Source organism: Megalodesulfovibrio paquesii (assembly GCF_054653055.1).
The window spans coordinates 234,920-249,994 of the sequence record NZ_BAAIGQ010000001.1 but is presented as its reverse complement, the minus strand read 5'-3'; the positions used below and the strand labels follow the sequence as shown (position 1 = coordinate 249,994).

15 protein-coding genes are annotated in these 15,075 nt (G+C 65.2%); 6 read left to right on the top strand and 9 right to left on the bottom strand.

All coding sequences use genetic code 11. The annotated features are described in order from the left end of the window. Nucleotides 1–80 precede the first annotated feature (80 nt). Both ACYQ00_RS01160 and ACYQ00_RS01155 read right to left on the bottom strand, forming a co-directional pair. Nucleotides 81–908 (bottom strand): HesA/MoeB/ThiF family protein, encoded by an 828-nt coding sequence (locus ACYQ00_RS01160; RefSeq protein ID WP_460030401.1) that lies wholly within the window; start codon nucleotides 906–908, stop codon nucleotides 81–83. A 7-nt stretch (nucleotides 909–915) separates the two neighbouring features. After that, nucleotides 916–1,458 carry a hypothetical protein gene (locus tag ACYQ00_RS01155; RefSeq protein WP_460030400.1) on the bottom strand — a complete coding sequence of 181 codons (543 nt, stop codon included), beginning with the start codon at nucleotides 1,456–1,458 and terminating at the stop codon, nucleotides 916–918. A 210-nt stretch (nucleotides 1,459–1,668) separates the two neighbouring features. Here ACYQ00_RS01155 and ACYQ00_RS01150 point away from each other — a divergent pair, with 210 nt between their 5' ends. Next, nucleotides 1,669–1,974, top strand: coding sequence for a hypothetical protein (locus ACYQ00_RS01150; protein WP_460030399.1), 306 nt, complete (start codon nucleotides 1,669–1,671; stop codon nucleotides 1,972–1,974). A 64-nt stretch (nucleotides 1,975–2,038) separates the two neighbouring features. Continuing rightward, nucleotides 2,039–2,419, top strand: coding sequence for a hypothetical protein (locus tag ACYQ00_RS01145; RefSeq protein ID WP_460030398.1), 381 nt, complete (start codon nucleotides 2,039–2,041; stop codon nucleotides 2,417–2,419). A 57-nt stretch (nucleotides 2,420–2,476) separates the two neighbouring features. Here ACYQ00_RS01145 and ACYQ00_RS01140 read toward each other — a convergent pair whose 3' ends face one another. From ACYQ00_RS01140 to ACYQ00_RS01130, 3 genes are read right to left on the bottom strand one after another with little or no spacing between them, the layout of a single operon-like run. Continuing rightward, nucleotides 2,477–3,937: a dihydrolipoyl dehydrogenase family protein gene (locus tag ACYQ00_RS01140; protein WP_460030397.1), complete on the bottom strand. Its 1,461-nt coding sequence runs from the start codon at nucleotides 3,935–3,937 to the stop codon at nucleotides 2,477–2,479. Further along, nucleotides 3,934–4,710: a DUF547 domain-containing protein gene (locus ACYQ00_RS01135; protein WP_460030396.1), complete on the bottom strand. Its 777-nt coding sequence runs from the start codon at nucleotides 4,708–4,710 to the stop codon at nucleotides 3,934–3,936. The genes ACYQ00_RS01140 and ACYQ00_RS01135 overlap by 4 nt, the downstream gene beginning before the upstream one ends. A gap of 20 nt (nucleotides 4,711–4,730) precedes the next feature. Beyond that, entirely contained in the window at nucleotides 4,731–5,750 is a 1,020-nt protein-coding gene (locus tag ACYQ00_RS01130; RefSeq protein WP_460030395.1) for an NTP transferase domain-containing protein, read from the bottom strand. 237 nt (nucleotides 5,751–5,987) lie between these two features. Between ACYQ00_RS01130 and ACYQ00_RS01125 the strand changes: the two genes are divergently transcribed. Genes ACYQ00_RS01125 through ACYQ00_RS01110 form a run of 4 tightly spaced genes read left to right on the top strand, consistent with a single transcriptional unit; the run spans nucleotide 5,988 to nucleotide 10,134 of the window. Then, complete coding sequence (locus ACYQ00_RS01125; protein WP_460030394.1) at nucleotides 5,988–7,169, top strand: aminotransferase class I/II-fold pyridoxal phosphate-dependent enzyme; 1,182 nt, start codon at nucleotides 5,988–5,990, stop codon at nucleotides 7,167–7,169. Nucleotides 7,170–7,171: 2 nt separating this feature from the next. After that, nucleotides 7,172–8,467 (top strand): homoserine dehydrogenase, encoded by a 1,296-nt coding sequence (locus ACYQ00_RS01120; RefSeq protein ID WP_460030393.1) that lies wholly within the window; start codon nucleotides 7,172–7,174, stop codon nucleotides 8,465–8,467. Continuing rightward, nucleotides 8,468–9,718 (top strand): cofactor-independent phosphoglycerate mutase, encoded by a 1,251-nt coding sequence (locus ACYQ00_RS01115; protein ID WP_460030392.1) that lies wholly within the window; start codon nucleotides 8,468–8,470, stop codon nucleotides 9,716–9,718. Then, complete coding sequence (locus ACYQ00_RS01110) at nucleotides 9,715–10,134, top strand: acyl-CoA thioesterase (protein ID WP_460030391.1); 420 nt, start codon at nucleotides 9,715–9,717, stop codon at nucleotides 10,132–10,134. Before ACYQ00_RS01115 ends, ACYQ00_RS01110 begins: the two co-directional genes overlap by 4 nt. 69 nt (nucleotides 10,135–10,203) lie before the next feature. On the opposite strand, the gene ACYQ00_RS01105 is transcribed toward ACYQ00_RS01110, so the two are convergent. The 4 genes from ACYQ00_RS01105 to ACYQ00_RS01090 form a co-directional block, all read right to left on the bottom strand. After that, complete coding sequence (locus ACYQ00_RS01105) at nucleotides 10,204–10,821, bottom strand: hypothetical protein (RefSeq protein ID WP_460030390.1); 618 nt, start codon at nucleotides 10,819–10,821, stop codon at nucleotides 10,204–10,206. Between the two features lie 89 nt (nucleotides 10,822–10,910). Then, nucleotides 10,911–12,167, bottom strand: a complete 1,257-nt coding sequence (locus ACYQ00_RS01100) for an HDOD domain-containing protein (RefSeq protein ID WP_460030389.1) — start codon at nucleotides 12,165–12,167, stop codon at nucleotides 10,911–10,913. A gap of 181 nt (nucleotides 12,168–12,348) precedes the next feature. Next, nucleotides 12,349–13,089: a 3'-5' exonuclease gene (locus ACYQ00_RS01095; RefSeq protein WP_460030388.1), complete on the bottom strand. Its 741-nt coding sequence runs from the start codon at nucleotides 13,087–13,089 to the stop codon at nucleotides 12,349–12,351. Nucleotides 13,090–13,099: 10 nt separating this feature from the next. After that, a complete protein-coding gene (locus tag ACYQ00_RS01090) occupies nucleotides 13,100–15,022 on the bottom strand; it encodes a putative nucleotidyltransferase substrate binding domain-containing protein (protein WP_460030387.1) in 1,923 nt (640 codons plus the stop codon). Nucleotides 15,023–15,075: the final 53 nt, after the last annotated feature.

Sequence of the window (15,075 nt, the reverse complement as noted above, 5' to 3'; positions counted from 1 at the left end):
GCAGGCCGCGGCACATCAGCATCCCGCCATGCAGTCGGTATCGTTGGAGATCTGCAGGGAACGCGGGCAGGGCCGGCGGTTCAACGCCCGAGAGGGGCAGCCGTCAACTCGCCAAGATCAAAGCTCATGGTTGCACAGGGGCTCCCGGGGCTGATGCTGCCCAGCAGACAGCGCACCGTCAGGTGCACCATCAGGGAGGCCGCCAGGGTCACGGCCCAGGGGGGCGCATCCTGCCCGCGGTGTGCCTCCGGAAGCGCTGCCGCCGGATCCTGATCCAGCCAGAGAACGGCCACCTGGCCGCGCTCTCCGGTTATTGACGCTGTGACCAGCGGCATGCCGGCTTCCCGCGCGGCCCGGCGCAGGGCTGCCCGCGCGTCCTCCTCCCCGAGGGTGTCGATGGCCAGATCCGCCCCTGGCAGCAGCCGGGCCATGCCTTTCTGGTCCAGCATGCGCGGGCAGGCCACCAGGGTGACGCTGGGATTGATCTCCCCCATGCGGGCCACGGCCGCTTCGATTTTGCGCCGGCCCAGCGTGGATTGCGTGGCCAGGAACTGGCGGTTCAGGCTGGCAGGGCAAAACACCTCGCCGTCTGCCGCCCTGATGAAGCCGACGCCGGCCCGGGCAAGCTGCTCCAGCACCAGTCCGCCCAGACCACCCAGACCAGCCAACGCCACACGGGCATTGCACAACCGGCGCTGATCGGCCAGGCGCAGACTGTGGGCCTGGGAAAGGTAGCGTTCCGGCAGAATGTCCACGTCCAGGGCGGCGCGGTCCACGTCCCCGGGGTGTTGGTCCAGGGTACTCGCCAGCGCCAGGGTGGCGGCATGGGGCAGCAGGCGCACGGTGCTGCCATCGGGCAGGGTGCGCCACTGGAAGAGCTGGCCCAACCGGTCGCGCAATTCAAGCATGCCGGCCTCAGCCCTGACGCTCCTGCGAGAGCTTGGGGCAATCTTCCCGGACGTGGCAAATGTCGCAGCTGCCCTTGAAGGGCGCATACGTGAGCATGGCGTACTGGCGCCCGAGCATGGCGCCTTCTTCCCAGGGCACGCCGGCTGCCTGCAGGGCCGCGCGCAGGGCCTTGGTGGGGGCGGGGACAGGGGCGCAGGCCGAGGCCGAGATGTCCGGCACGGCCTCGCGCAGGGCGGCCATGAGCAGGGCCTGGGCCAGGGAATTCAGCGTGAAGGCGCGGGAAGGAGACTGCTCCCAGGCGGTGTTGACCTCGGCCTCGACCGGAGTGTCCAGCCAGACGAGCACATAGCCTTCGGGCTTGTTCCTGTCCTGGGTATTGATGCGCAGGGCCTTGAGATGTGGCCCCCAGCCAGGAAGCACCTCTTCAATGATTTCGCCGCTGTTATGATCCACACGACGCGAACGGGTCAGCATCATGTAGTCTTCCAGGCCGAATTCAAAGGCCAGGGGAAGCTCCTCAAGCGTGAATTGCTGCTCAACGTCGGCCATGGTCCATCCTTGACAATGAAAAAGTGGAAGTGGCTGAATGGGCGAGTTCTTTACGACAGGAAACCCCGCGGCGCAAGGGCAGCCGCTGGCGCGGCGCGGGCCGCTATTGCTGCATCCTGGCGCGGTGACTGCTTTACTTCAGCATTCGAAACGCGTAGATGTGAAAAAGGACGAGCCGTTCGCTCAACATGTGTGCAGCGGGAGGGGCGCATGGGCATCTTTGCCAGGACAATGGAAGTCAGCAAGTACGCCCAGTGTATCTATACAATGCTGGAGAACTCGCCGGGCCATCCCATCCTGGGCCCGGAGGATTTGCCCCAGACACCGCCGCCCTTCCGACCCCTGCTGGACAAGGCCGCAGACATCAGCGCCGACATCGAAGCCTCGGGCGAGGCCAAGTACTCGGACGCCGCCTTTGCCGCCAGGCATGCGGCGGATATCCCGGTCATCTCGGAAACCGTGGTCAATCCTCGTCCCGAGGCCACGGACGGCACCCTGGTGCAGCTCCGGACCTGACTTTTTTATACAACCCGATTCAACCCCTGTCCGGCACGGACAGGGACGACAAGGTGACGGCGCCATGGCTGAGGGTCCCAAGTACCCCCTCAAGATCAAATACGAATACGTGGGCGCGCAGGACGTGCGCCCCTCGCTGGTACACGGCGTGTGGGGCGGCATTAACGCCCACGGCGAGATTGAGTTGAACTTCTACACCGAATCCGACAAGCTGCCCGAAACCTCCGAACAGCTGGTGCATCCCGATGGCCAGGTGGGACCGGAAATCGCGGCCATGGACGAAGAAACCCGCACCGTGGTCCGCCGCATCGACCAGCGGATTATCGTCAGCTACCAGACTGCCCGCGCGCTGCTCGACTGGCTGGATGAAAAAGTCCAGGCCCTGGAGCTGGAAGGCGAGGGCGCTCCCTACTACTTTGATGAAGGCAAAGGCCCGGCGCAGTAGCGCCGGGCCAGTAGTCCGGGCAATACCGGCGCAGTAGCGCCGGGCTGTCGCCCGGGCTTACACTTTCCGGCTGCCTTTCTGTCCGCGGTATCCGAACAGCAGCCTGAGGGCGCGGGGGGCTATGCCCTCGAAGAGCCGTGGCGCAAGCACTGCCCCGGCCAGGCGTTTGCCGATTTCGCCCCGCGTTGGATAGGGCCGGACCACTGACGCCAGCGTGCCCAGGCCCACCCTGCCGCCCAGGGCCACGGCCCATTCCCCCAACAGTTCCGCAGCCTGCTGGCCGAACACCTGCACGGCAAGCGGACGTTGCCGACCATCCAGGATGACCTTCAGCACCCCTTCGGTCTCGCCTTCCGCCTGGCTGCGGTCGTTCTGGGCAAAGGACTCCTTCCAGACGGTATGCTCCACCCCGGCGGCTGTCAGCGCGGCCTCGGTGGGGCCCAGGGCGGCGAACTCAGGCGCGGTGAAAGTGGCCCGCGGCATGCGCGTGTAGTCCGCCCGGCGTGGCAGGCGGAACACGGCATTGACCAGGGCCACCCCTGCCTCATAGCCTGCGGCGTGCGTGAACTGGTACGCGCCGGTGATGTCGCCGATGGCCAGGATGTGCGGCTGGGAAGTACGCATGCGGGAATCGACCGCAATACCGTTCGGCCGATACCGCACCCCAGCCTGTGAAAGCCCCAGCCCTTCCACATTGGCCTGCCGCCCCATGGCCAGCAGCAGGGCGTGGGAGGCAAAGCGACAGCGCTGGCCCAGCGCGTTGGTGGCAATCGCCACGGTCTGATCCTGTTCCTGGCTGACGGCGTCGAGGGTCATGCCCGTATGCACGGCCACGCCGTCCTGCTCCAGCGCAGCGCGGACCAGGGCGGCCATGTCCGGATCCTCTTTGGAGAGCAGCTGTTCCCCACGCTGCAGCAGTGTCACCTTGCTGCCGAGCCGCTGGAGCGCCTGGGCCAGCTCCACGGCAATGGCCCCGCCGCCAAGGATGAGCAGGGAGGGGGGCAGGGTGTCCATGGAAAAAAGCGTTTCATTGGTCAGGTACCGCACCGTCTCCAGCCCGGGAATGGCCGGCAGTGCCGGACGGGCGCCGGCGGCCACGATCCATCGTCTGGCAGTGAGGCGGCGGCCCGCAAGCTGGATGGTATGCGGATCCGTAAAATGGGCCTGCCCGAACAAGACGTCCGCACCAAGGCTGCGGAACCGTTCTGGCGAATCATGCGGCTGGATTGCGGCGATGACCTGCCGGATGCGCGCGGCCACCTGGCGGAAGTCCACGGGCTGGAGCTGGACGGCGGGCAGGCCGTAGCGCGGCGCGTTTTGCAGGAGATGATGGACGTGCGCGGATTTGATAAGCGTTTTTGAGGGCACGCAGCCGAAGTGCAGGCAGTCCCCACCCAGTACCTCGCGCCGTTCGATGAGCGCCACCTTGACCCCCAGCCGGGCCGCGCCGGCGGTGAAGGACAACCCCGCCGCCCCGGCGCCGATCACGCCGATGTCATAGTCAAAGCGTGGCATCATGAACCTCCTGTTGCCGCGTGCGCCTTGTTCAGCCGCCAGTCCCAGTCCGTGAACCTGATCCGCAGCCTGTCGCCGGCGGAGCGGAGTCCCTGGGCCAAAGGAGGCTCGGCGTGGTGGAGGAGGAAGGCCCGGATGCCGGCCTCATCCCCCCAGTCTTCGGCAAACCAGTCAAACACCCGAATGGCGTGGAAGGTGTTGCCTTCCAGGCGATTGAAGGCGGGATCGTTGATGTTGGCGCGGGTCAGGCGGTCCAGGGTCGCCTGGAGCGTGGCAGCCTCGAACGGCGCATTGTGGAGCCTGGGGCAGCCCATGGACGCGCAGTTGACAGCAAAGTGCAGCCGGGGATCCCGGAAGCGGGGCCGGAGGATGCCATGCTCGATGTGATCCAGGGTGACGAGGGTGGTGGCTGTGCCCGAACGCAGGCGCACCACTGTCTGCTGCCAGGGCGTCCGCCAGAGTGTTCCAAGATCCTTGATGGAATCGATGTTGGGATACCGGGTGAGGATGAGCTTGAGGGTCCAGGCGTTGTACACATTCAAATAGAAGGCGAACGCCTCATCCCGGGACAGGGCGTCGGCGTCGATATCGGCCAGCGCCCGCAGGTATTGGTCCAGCACGGCCTCGTCCCGCTGCAGGCCGGCATAATCCACGAGGCCATTGTGCACATGGGCCGAGAGGAGTGTGGCGTAGGGGCGATTGTCCACAGCCAGGGCCGGCGTCGCGCTAAAGCACAGCCCGACGATACAGTACGCCAGCAGGGCAAGGCGACGCATGGCGGTACCTCCCGTGCGCTTCAGGGCATGGCAGCCTCGAAGCGGTTGCAGGTCAGGGCATAGCCTTCCGGGGTGCCCATGTCGTAGACGCGGCCCGGCAGCTGGAAGGCGAGCAGGGGCAGGCCATCGGCCAGCATGCGGCGGCGGCCGTGGCCGTCGGTGCGTTCCTGGCCGGGAGGCAGGGCGCGGTGGCAGTGGGCCAGGGCATCCAGAAAGCGCGGGGTGGCCACGCTCAGGCCGCAGGCGCGGGCCTCGCCGGGGCGGCGGGGCATGAAGGTGCCGGGGCCTTTTTCATACACGCGGGTGATCTGCCGGAGGTCGGGGATGCAGTCCGGGTGCGGGGCCAGATCCAGGCGGCCGGAGTTGGCGTAGCCGGCCAGCTCCTGCTGCTCGGGCCGGTGCAGGGCCAGGGTGTCGGTGCATTGCCCTGTGCCGTTCTGGCTGCGGCAGGCGATTGCACGCAGGATGGCCAGGGGCGGGCGGGTGTCGGCTCCCGCCAGCCCCGGCGTGGGATCTGCTGGCGGGCGGGTGTCGGCTCCCGCCAGCCCCGGCGTGGGATCTGCTGGCGGGCGGGTGTCGGCTCCCGCCAGCCCCGGCGTGGGATCTGCTGGCGGGCGGGTGTCTGCTACTGTCTGACCCGGCGCGGGATCTGCTGGCGGCAGGTAGAGATTGTCCGGGTACAGCACGCCGAAGCAGGGGGCGCCGTCCACCACATCGCGGCACTGCAGGATGGCGTGGCCCTCTCCCAGGGGCCCCTGGGAGAAATCCTGCCAGCGATAGACCACCTCGCAACCCGGCGCGAGAGCGGCTTTTTCCTGGTCAATCAAATCCTTGAGCAGTTCCTTGCCCGGACGAAGCACCACGGCGATGGTGTCTGCCCCGGCGGCTGCAGCCTGGGCCAGGGCGTGGAGGATGACCGGCCGGCCGGCCACGGGCAGGAGTTCCTTGAACGGCGCCATGGCCATCAGGCCTGGGGCCAGGAGCGGAGCCAGACGCGAGCCCAGGCCGGCCGCGGGGAGGATGCAGGGGAAGCTGGTCATAAGGGCTAGCGATGCCCGAGGCTGAGGAGGAGGTCAAGTCCCGGCCTGATGCGCAGGCAGGTCCGCAGCCACCCCGTCAACTGCCAGCCGGCAAAGACTATTCATTGTCCGCATCCAGGATCTGGCTTTGACAGTTTTGGCGTCCGGTCGTACAAGGTCTTGATATGCTGTCGGGTGCGCCGCCTTGGGCGCCCGGTCTTCGGGCGAGGCAGCCGCCCATTCAAGGAGAGCCCCTTCATGAACCAGGAAATGTTTTCGCGCATGCACCGTCTGCCACCGTACGTGTTCGCGATGGTGACGGAGCTCAAAACCCAGCTGCGGCGGCAGAATGTGGACATTGTGGACCTTGGCATGGGGAACCCGGACATCCCCACGCCCCAGCACATCGTGGACAAGCTCTGCGAGGCATCCCACAAGCCCGTGAACCACCGCTATTCCATGTCCCGCGGCCTGCCCAACCTGCGCAAGGCCATTGCAGGCTGGTACCAGCGCCGCTACGACGTGCACCTGGACCCCGAAACCGAATGCATCGTCACCATGGGCGCAAAGGAAGGCCTGTCCCACCTTGCCCTGGTCATGCTCTCCCCGGGCGACGTGGTCTTCGCCACCGACCCGGCATATCCCATCCATCCGTACGCAGCCATCATTTCCGGGGCGGACGTGCGCCGCATTCCCGTGGGGGTGGACCGGGACTTTTTTGAAGATTTGCAGGTCGCCATGCAGCAGACCTGGCCCCGGCCCAAGCTGCTGGTGATCAGCTACCCGCAAAACCCCACCGCTGCCACCGTGGACCTGGCGTTCTTCCAGAAGATTGTGGATTTCGCCAAGGAAAACAATATTTACGTCATTCATGACCTGGCGTACGCCGACCTGGTGTTCGACGGCTACACCGCGCCGTCCTTCCTGCAGGCCAAGGGCGCCAAGGACGTGGGGGTGGAGTTTTTCTCCCTCTCCAAAAGCTATTCCATGGCCGGCTGGCGCGTGGGCTTCTGCTGCGGCAACCGGGAAATGGTGTACGCCCTGCAGCGCATCAAGAGCTACCTGGATTACGGCATCTTCCAGCCCATCCAGATTGCCGCCATTGTGGCCCTGAACGGACCGCAGGACTGTGTGACCGACATCTGCAACATCTATAAAGAACGCCGCGATGTGCTCTGTGAAGGCCTGAACCGCGCCGGCTGGGAAGTGACCCCGCCCAAGGCCACCATGTTTGTGTGGGCCAGGATTCCCGAACCCTTCCGCCACCTGGGCTCCGTGGAATTCTCCAAGCTCCTGCTGCGCGAAGGCCACGTCGCTGTTTCGCCCGGTCTGGGCTTTGGCCACTACGGCGACGAGTACGTCCGCTTTGCGCTCATCGAAAACAATCATCGCATCAACCAGGCCGTTCGCGGCATCAAAAAAGTACTCTCCGGAGGCTAGCCATGATCGAATCCAGCGGCAAGCCGCCACTGCGCCTGGGCCTCGCCGGCCTGGGCGTGGTGGGCGGGGGCGTGGCCCGGCTCCTTCACGACAATCGCGAGATGATCCAGGCCCGCACCGGGCGGGAAATCATCCTCAAGACCGTGGTGGACCGCACCATGTGCAAGCCCAAGATGGGCGCGGCCCTGACCGCCCACTGCACGCCCTCGCTGCTCGACATCGCCACCGATCCCGAGATCGACGTGGTGGTGGAGCTTATCGGCGGCGCCACGGATGCACGCACCCTGATCCGGACGGCCCTGGAAAATGGCAAGCACGTGGTGACGGCCAACAAGAAGCTCCTGGCCGAGCATGGGCGCGAGCTGTTCACCCTGGCGGCGGAAAAGGGCCTGCATCTGGGATTCGAAGCCAGTGTCGGCGGCGGCATTCCCATCGTCCAGACCCTCAAGGAAACCCTGGCGGCCAACAAGCTGCATTCCCTGATGGGCATTCTGAACGGCACGGCCAACTTCATCCTCTCGCACATGAGCGAGACCGGGATGGCTTTTGATGACGCCCTCAAGCTGGCCCAGGAAAAAGGCTTTGCCGAGGCAGACCCCACCCTGGATATCGAGGGCATCGACGCTGCCCACAAACTGGTGCTGACCATCATGCTCGCCTTTGGGGTGCACTTTCCGCTGGAAAAGCTGCGCATCTGGGGCATCACCATGGTCCGGCCCATGGATATCGCCTTTGCCAGGGAGCTGGGCTACACCATCAAGCTCATCGCCGGAGCCCGCAAGGTGGCCGGGGCTGTGGAGGCCGGGGTATATCCTGCCCTCATCCCCAACCATTATCTGCTGGCCTCGGTGACCGGTTCCTTCAACGCCCTGCGGGTGAACGGCAACGCCGGTCCGGTCATGCTGTATGGCCACGGCGCGGGCGATCTGCCCACGGCCAGCGCCGTCCTGGCCGACGTCATGACCATTGCCCGCGGCGTGCCGGCGCAAAACCTGGGCTTCCCCACGTCGTTTCTGCCCGAGGCGGAGATTCACGATCTGGATGAAGCCGTCTCTCCGCACTACCTGCGGATCATGGTCCCGGACCGGCCGGGCATGCTCCGGGACATTGGCGGCGTGATGGCGGATTTTGGCATCTCCCTCAAGCAGGTGGTTCAGAAGGGCGACGATGCCGGCGGCGGCGTGCCCATCGTCTTTCTGACTCACGAAGCCACCGCCACGGCCGTGCATGCCGCCATGCGCAGCCTGGAAAAGATGGGCCTGCCCAAAGCGCCCATCATTCATTACAGGATCTTGTAAATGGCTGACACCTCCTCGCGCAAATTCCTGTTCCTCATTGCGGATGGCATGGGGGACTGGCCCATGCAGGAGCTGGGCGGCAAGACCGTGCTCGGCGCGGCCAAAACGCCCGCCATGGACGCCATGGCCCGCAAGGGGATGGCCGGCCTGTGCCGGACCATCCCCCCGGGCATGCCGCCGGGTTCCGACGTGGCCAACATGAGCCTCTTGGGCTACGATCCGGCCGCCAACCACACCGGCCGCGGCCCCATCGAGGCCGCCGCCCAGGGGCTGGCCCTGGACCCGGACGACCTCGTCTGGCGCTGCAATCTGGTGAACCTGACGGCCCTGGAGCCCGATGGCATCATGCTGGATTACTCTTCCGGCCACATTGCCACCGAGGCCGCCCGCGCGCTCATCAAACAGATGAACGCCGAGCTGCCTTCGCTACAGCGCGGGGATCTGCAACTCGTTCCGGGGATCCAATACCGGCACCTGCTGGTGCAAAAGGGCGGGGCCACCGGCAAGGACGCCAGCCTGCACATCCGCCCGCCGCACGACCTCACGGACAAGTCCATCAAGGACGACGTGGCAGCCTACGCCGGCTCCGCCGCCCTGCAGCCGCTCATGCAGGAGGCCGCCGCCTTTCTCGGCGGGCCGAACAATCCCACCAAGGCCCGCTCCCTCTGGCCCTGGGGGCAGGGGCGGCCGCTGCATCTGGAGGATTTCCACACCAAAACCGGCCTCAAGGGCGCGGTGATGAGCGCCGTGGACCTGATCAACGGCCTGGGCCGCGCCGCAAACATGGCCGTGCTGCAGGCCGAGGGCATTACCGGCCTGCTGGACACGAACTACGAAGGCAAGGTCCAGGCGGCCATGGAATTTCTGGATGCCGGCGGCGAGTTCGTGTTTCTGCATGTGGAAGCGCCGGACGAATGCGGCCATGCCGGCAATGTGGATGACAAGATCGAATCCATCGAACGCTTCGACAGCCGCGTGGTCGCGCCGCTGTTTGAGCGCTATGGCCAGACGGACGCCGTGTTCCTCATCGCCTGCGACCACCTCACGCCCCTGGTCAAGCGAACCCATGTGCCGGAGCCGGTGCCGTTTTTGCTGTACTGGAAGGGCTGCCATTGCTGCGCCGGGCTGTCGATCTTTACCGAAGCCACGGCGGCCAACACCGGGCTGGTCATCGAACCGGGGCACATGCTCCTGGACTGGATCATGAATCTGGTGGGCAGCAAAATGGGCGGCAAGGAATCGCTGGCATGAGCGCCCCCGAATTTCCGGCCAACGACAGCTGGTACGCCCACCGCGTCTCCTATGGCGAGACCGATCAGATGGGTATCGTCTATTATGGCGAATACCTGCACCTGTTTGAGCGGGCCCGCAGCCAGTTTATCCGGGAACGAGGCATGAGCAACGCCGACATCGAACGCCGCGGCCTTATGCTGCCCGTGCGCGAGGCCTCCGTACGCTACCGCGCCCCTTCCCGCTATGATGAGCTGATTTACGTGCGCACCGGCATCAGCGTCTGGAGCCGGGCCTCCATGACCTTTGTGTACGAAGTGCGCGACGAGGCAAAGCAGAAAATCCTGATCACCGGCCATACCCAGCATGCCTGCGTGGGGCCGGATTTCAGACCGGTGGCCGCGCCGGCCTGGCTCAAGGAACTGCTGGGATTCTAGCCCCCCTGAATCTGATCAGATAGCGGGCCAGCTATTTGGCCCGGCAGGCCATGACGTCAGCTCAAGACGTCAGGCCGGGTCGTCATCCAGTTCCTCGGCGGGGCCGGCAGGGTTCAGCCGTTCCCCAAGGCGCAGCATGCTGTACAACTCAAAGCTTTCCAGTGCATTGGCGCAGCTTTTGAGGATGATGGTGGTCAGGGAAAGGACCAGGCTGGGCACATTGGGCTCGCCGCGGGGCACAAAGCCCAGGAACATGCCCCGGGTGCGCGAGGACGTGGCCAGCACATGATACACCAGCCGCATATGGCCCTCCTGCGAGTAAATGACGATGGGCCGGTTTTCCCGCAGGGCCACGGCAAAGAAGCCGTGCTCAATGGCAATTTTTGTCTCGTGTTCTACCATGCCACGATATTCCGGCGGGTTGCAGTAGACGAGGGCAAAGTCTGAAGTCGGTTCGTCCACCAGCCAAAAAGCCATGCCGGTGAAGTTCGTCAGCGTGGCGATGCGGCTGGCCGTCTCTTCCAGCAGCATGTCCGGCGTGTGCAGCTTGTTGATGGAGGTCTGAAAGTCACCCAGGGTGGCGGCAAGTTCCAGAATATCATGAGTAAAGCGGGCCTGCTCTTCCAGGGCGCGCAGGCGCTGTTCCAGTTCTTCCCGCGTGGGTATGGAGGCTGGGTTGAGTTCCATGCGCGTCTTCCCCAAAGGTGCCCGGCAGTCAGCCACGGGCCGGCGGTTGCAGGATGCCGGGACGGTTGCAGCAGTGCGGTCCGGCCCGATCAGAGATCTTCCAGAAAGAACCGAAACACGTCTTCCACCTGCCGTTCCATCTGCTGCATGGTCTCGCGCAGGCAGGTGGTGGTCAGCCCCAGGGTCTTCCAGGCTGCCATATCCAGGGGGGTGAGGCAATGGTCGCCACTGCCGCCCAGTTCCAGGGCGTTGGCCATGCAGTCCGCCACGTGGACACAGGCAGCCTCCTTGAAGGCGTCCGCATGCTCCAGGTCATGGTGGCAGCGCACGCTGTTCACCAGCAGGGGCGGCAGCAGCCAGGCTTCCAGCAGCAGACCGCCCAGAATATCGTGGGTAAAGCCCAGGCAGCGTTTTTCCGCCGTCCGCAGGAGAATGCCTTCGGCGTGGGCATGGGCGATGGCCTGGCGGGCCTGCTCCGGGGCAAGTTTGTAGAGGGCCAGCCGGCCGATATCGTGCAGTAGCCCGGCGACGAACAGCTGTTCGGCCTGGCGCAGGTGCAGCATGTTGGCCAGAAGCCGGGCCCCGATGGCGCACGCCAGGCTGTGCCGCCAGAAATCCCGCATGTTCACCACTCGTGCCGGGATGCCCTTGAAGGTAGACACCACGCACACGCTCATGGCCAGGGAGGTCAGCTGTCCTTCGCCCAGGATGGCCACGGCACGGGAAACGGTATCGATGCGGCTGGAAAGGCCATAGAGCGGCGAGTTGACCACCCGGAGCACCCGCGCGGCGAGGTCTGTATCGGTGGTGATGATTTCCGCCACGTCCGCGGCAGAGCTATGATCGTCGTTGATGACCTGGACAAGGCGCTGAAAGATTTGCGGCAGGGAGCCCAGGGAGAGATCGTCCCGCACAAACCGGGCAGGATCCACCTTGACCCAGTTCCCCGGCGTGACTTCGCCGGCGGTGCGGTCGTTGTTTGGGAAGATGGAATCCCTGGCGGTCCTGGTGCCCCTGGAGTCAATTGTCCTGGTTCCCTTGATGTCGCCCAGGGGGAGGTCCGTCGGCGGGCCGGTGAGGGCATACCGCATGGCAACCCGGCGAATGGCGGCGCGCATGAGTTCCCTGACCGGCGGCAGGGTGGTGTTCATGTGCCGGAACCGTTCAGTCACATGACAACGCGCCACTTCCACCAGACGTGGGTCCAGGGTGGCGAAGTCCCGGTCGCTGCAAATGAGGCTGGAGGGGTCTTCGCCATGGCCGGCCACCTGGGCTTCGGTCACGCCCCAGATGCGCATCACCCGCAGGGAGCGTTCCGTGAGCGTTTCGCCAGCGCGCAACAGCATGCGTCCGCACCCGTCACGGAGATCGGCTTCCAGAACCATGCCTGGCGCCAAGGAAGAAACCGCCACTCTGCCCATCGTGCCATCACCTCTTGCCTGTTTTTTAATTCTACCGGCAGTTTGAGGCCAAGGCAAGGGCATGCTTTCAACAAGAAGCTCCTGATACTGCAAAATTGGCAATTGGCTAGAAATAATACCGCCAACTGCGGCCGCTGCGGAAGAGATCCTTGAGGGTGACGATGCCACCCTGCCTGAGGCTGCGCAGGAGAAAGAGGAACAGATAGGCGGTTTGCAAGGCATCCTGCAGGGATTCATGCCGTCCGAACAGGGGCAGCCCATAGCGCACGGCCAGGTCGTGCAGCTGGTAGGAGACATTGCTCTGGAAGCGGTCGTAATAATTCTCCCATTGTTCGGCTTCGTACACCTGGGCCAGGCGCAGGGTGTCGATGCAGGGCGAGGCCAGCTCGCCGCCGAGGGTCCGCCGCAGGGCACGGTTGAGGAACTGCATATCCAGCCCGATATGATGGCCGACAATCAGGCTGCCGTTCAGGTACTCCACCAGGCCGGGCAGCACCTCTTCCAGGGCCGGCCGGCCCTGGACCGACTCGGGCGTGATGCGGTGCACCAGGGTGGAGGCCTTGGGCATGGCCCGACCGGGATTCACCACGGCGGCAAAGGAATCCGCCGGGGCCAGCCGCATGCCGCGGATGCGCACCGCGCCGATGGAGACAATGGCGTCCTGCGAGGGCGAGAAGCCTGTCAGTTCCGTATCCAGGACCACAAAATCATAGTCTTCAATGGGGCGGTCCTGGTCGAGCTGTCTGAAACGGGCATTGTTGGCGGCAATGGCCGGGTGCATGCGTTGTTCGCGACGGCTGCCAAACAGGCGGTGCAGAAAGGGCAGGGCGAGGGGATGGGTGTGCATGGCAGCTCCTTTAGGCGATGTGCAGCTGGAATTCTTCCTTCACGTGTGCCTGGGCCTGGCTGACGATCTGGAAACTTTGCTTGAGGGTGCGCTGTTCCAGGGCAGAGAGGGAATCCGGGGCGATGTGGTTGTCCGGCGTGTGACCGGACTCCTGTTGCTCCAGCTGGTGCACCAGACGGACCTGCATCATGAACTCGTAGGCTTCCAGCGCCTCGCGGCCCAGATCCGCGGGCAGGACCTCCTGTTCGGTCAGCAGGCGCAGGCGGGCAAAGGTGTTCGTTTCCCGCAGCCCGGCGCGCAAGGCCAGTACGCGGGCAAAATCCACCATGGGCATGATGCCCTTGGCCTTGATGTCCAGGGTGTTTTTGCGGGCCCCATCCTTTTCCACCAGAAAGCCGCGAAAGAAGGACAGGGGCGGCCGGGCCTGCAGGCAGTTGGCCGCCAGATGCCGCAGAAACACATCCTGTCGCGGGCAGCGTTCCACCAGATGCGTACGCAGGGCCTCGCCCAGGGTTTCTTCGCCAGACCCGGGCCGCAGGTCGAAGAAAATGGCTGCCTGCATGATTTCCTGCGGGCCGGGCCGGTCTATCCATTGATCAAAGACGGCCTTCCAGCGCGTGAGGCTCAGCCGCCAGGCCGGGTTGGCGGCCATGACCCCGCCGGGGCAGGGCGGGTAGCCGCAGGCGGCCAGGTGATCGCGCATGCGCTCGGCCAGGGCTTCGAAGTAAATGGCTGCGGCGCGGGCGATGATCTCGTCGCCGATGTCCGCATGCACCAGGGCGTTGTCTTGATCCGTGCGCAGGGTCTGCTCCCGCCGGCCCTCGCTGCCCAGGTACAGCCAGCCCCAGGCCGCAGGCGCGGGCCCCAACTGGCGGGAGAGGAGGTGCAGAAGCCGCTGGGCCAGGGCATCGTTGAGCACGCTGAGCAGGGAGGTGATGTGTCCGGCCTTGGCGCCTTCCTCCACCAGGGTTCTGGCGACCAACGGAATGCGTTGCCCCAGGGGATGCAGCCCCTCTGGCGTCTGCTGGGCCAGGATTTCCCGAAACAGGGCCATGGGCGACTTGCCCTGCAGCACCATGATGTCGTGGGAAGTGATCATCCCCAGCACGCGACCGTCGCGGGTCACGGCCAGATGGTGGATCTGGCGGCGCATCATGGTCATCAGCGCGGCAAAGACGCTTTCGCGCCAGTCCACGCGCTCCACGGGCGAGGACATGATCACCGCCACCGGCGCTTCGGCGTCCATGCCAAAGGCCACGGTCCGGCGCAGATCCGAATCCGTGACGATGCCCACGGCCTCGCCGGAGGGATCCTCCACCAGCGCGGAGCCGACCCGCTGTTCCATCATGCGCAGGGCGGCCTGACGGATGCTGGCCGAAAGCCCGACGCAGACGGGCGGGCCGTGCATGAAATCCCCCACGGTGGAGCCGAACAGGTACGGGCCGCCGCCCTGGCTGCCACATTCAAGGCCACCGCCGCGATGCCGCAGCGATTCAAAGGCCTTGCCCAGAAACTCATCCGACAGGCGCTGCAGGTAATGCGTTGCCAGCAAGGGATGCTGCTCCACCTGCGCCAGAAAGGCTTCCAGCGGCAGGAGCAAAAGGAAGGTATCTTCCACGGTGACGGCGTTTGTCCGGGCCAGCCCTCCCTGGAAAATGGTCAGGCCTCCCACGCTGGCCCCTTCGCCCAGCCAGTCCAGCAGGTGTTCTTCCCCCTCGGCATCGCGCAAAAACACCCGCACGCCGCCCTTTTGCACCAGCATCAGATGGGTGATGCTGGTTACCCCCTGCTGCAGCAGCACGGTCCCTTTGGGAGCAAAGTCGACCACCATCGCCTTGGTCAGCTCCCGCAGGGCCGCTTCGGGCAACTCGCTGAAGGGCAGGGTCTGACGCAGAAACTCCAGAATCATTTCGCTGGTGTGTGCATCGTGCATGCCTTTTCTCCACGACAAGGGGATCTGGGGAGACTTGCCCCCAGATCCCGTTT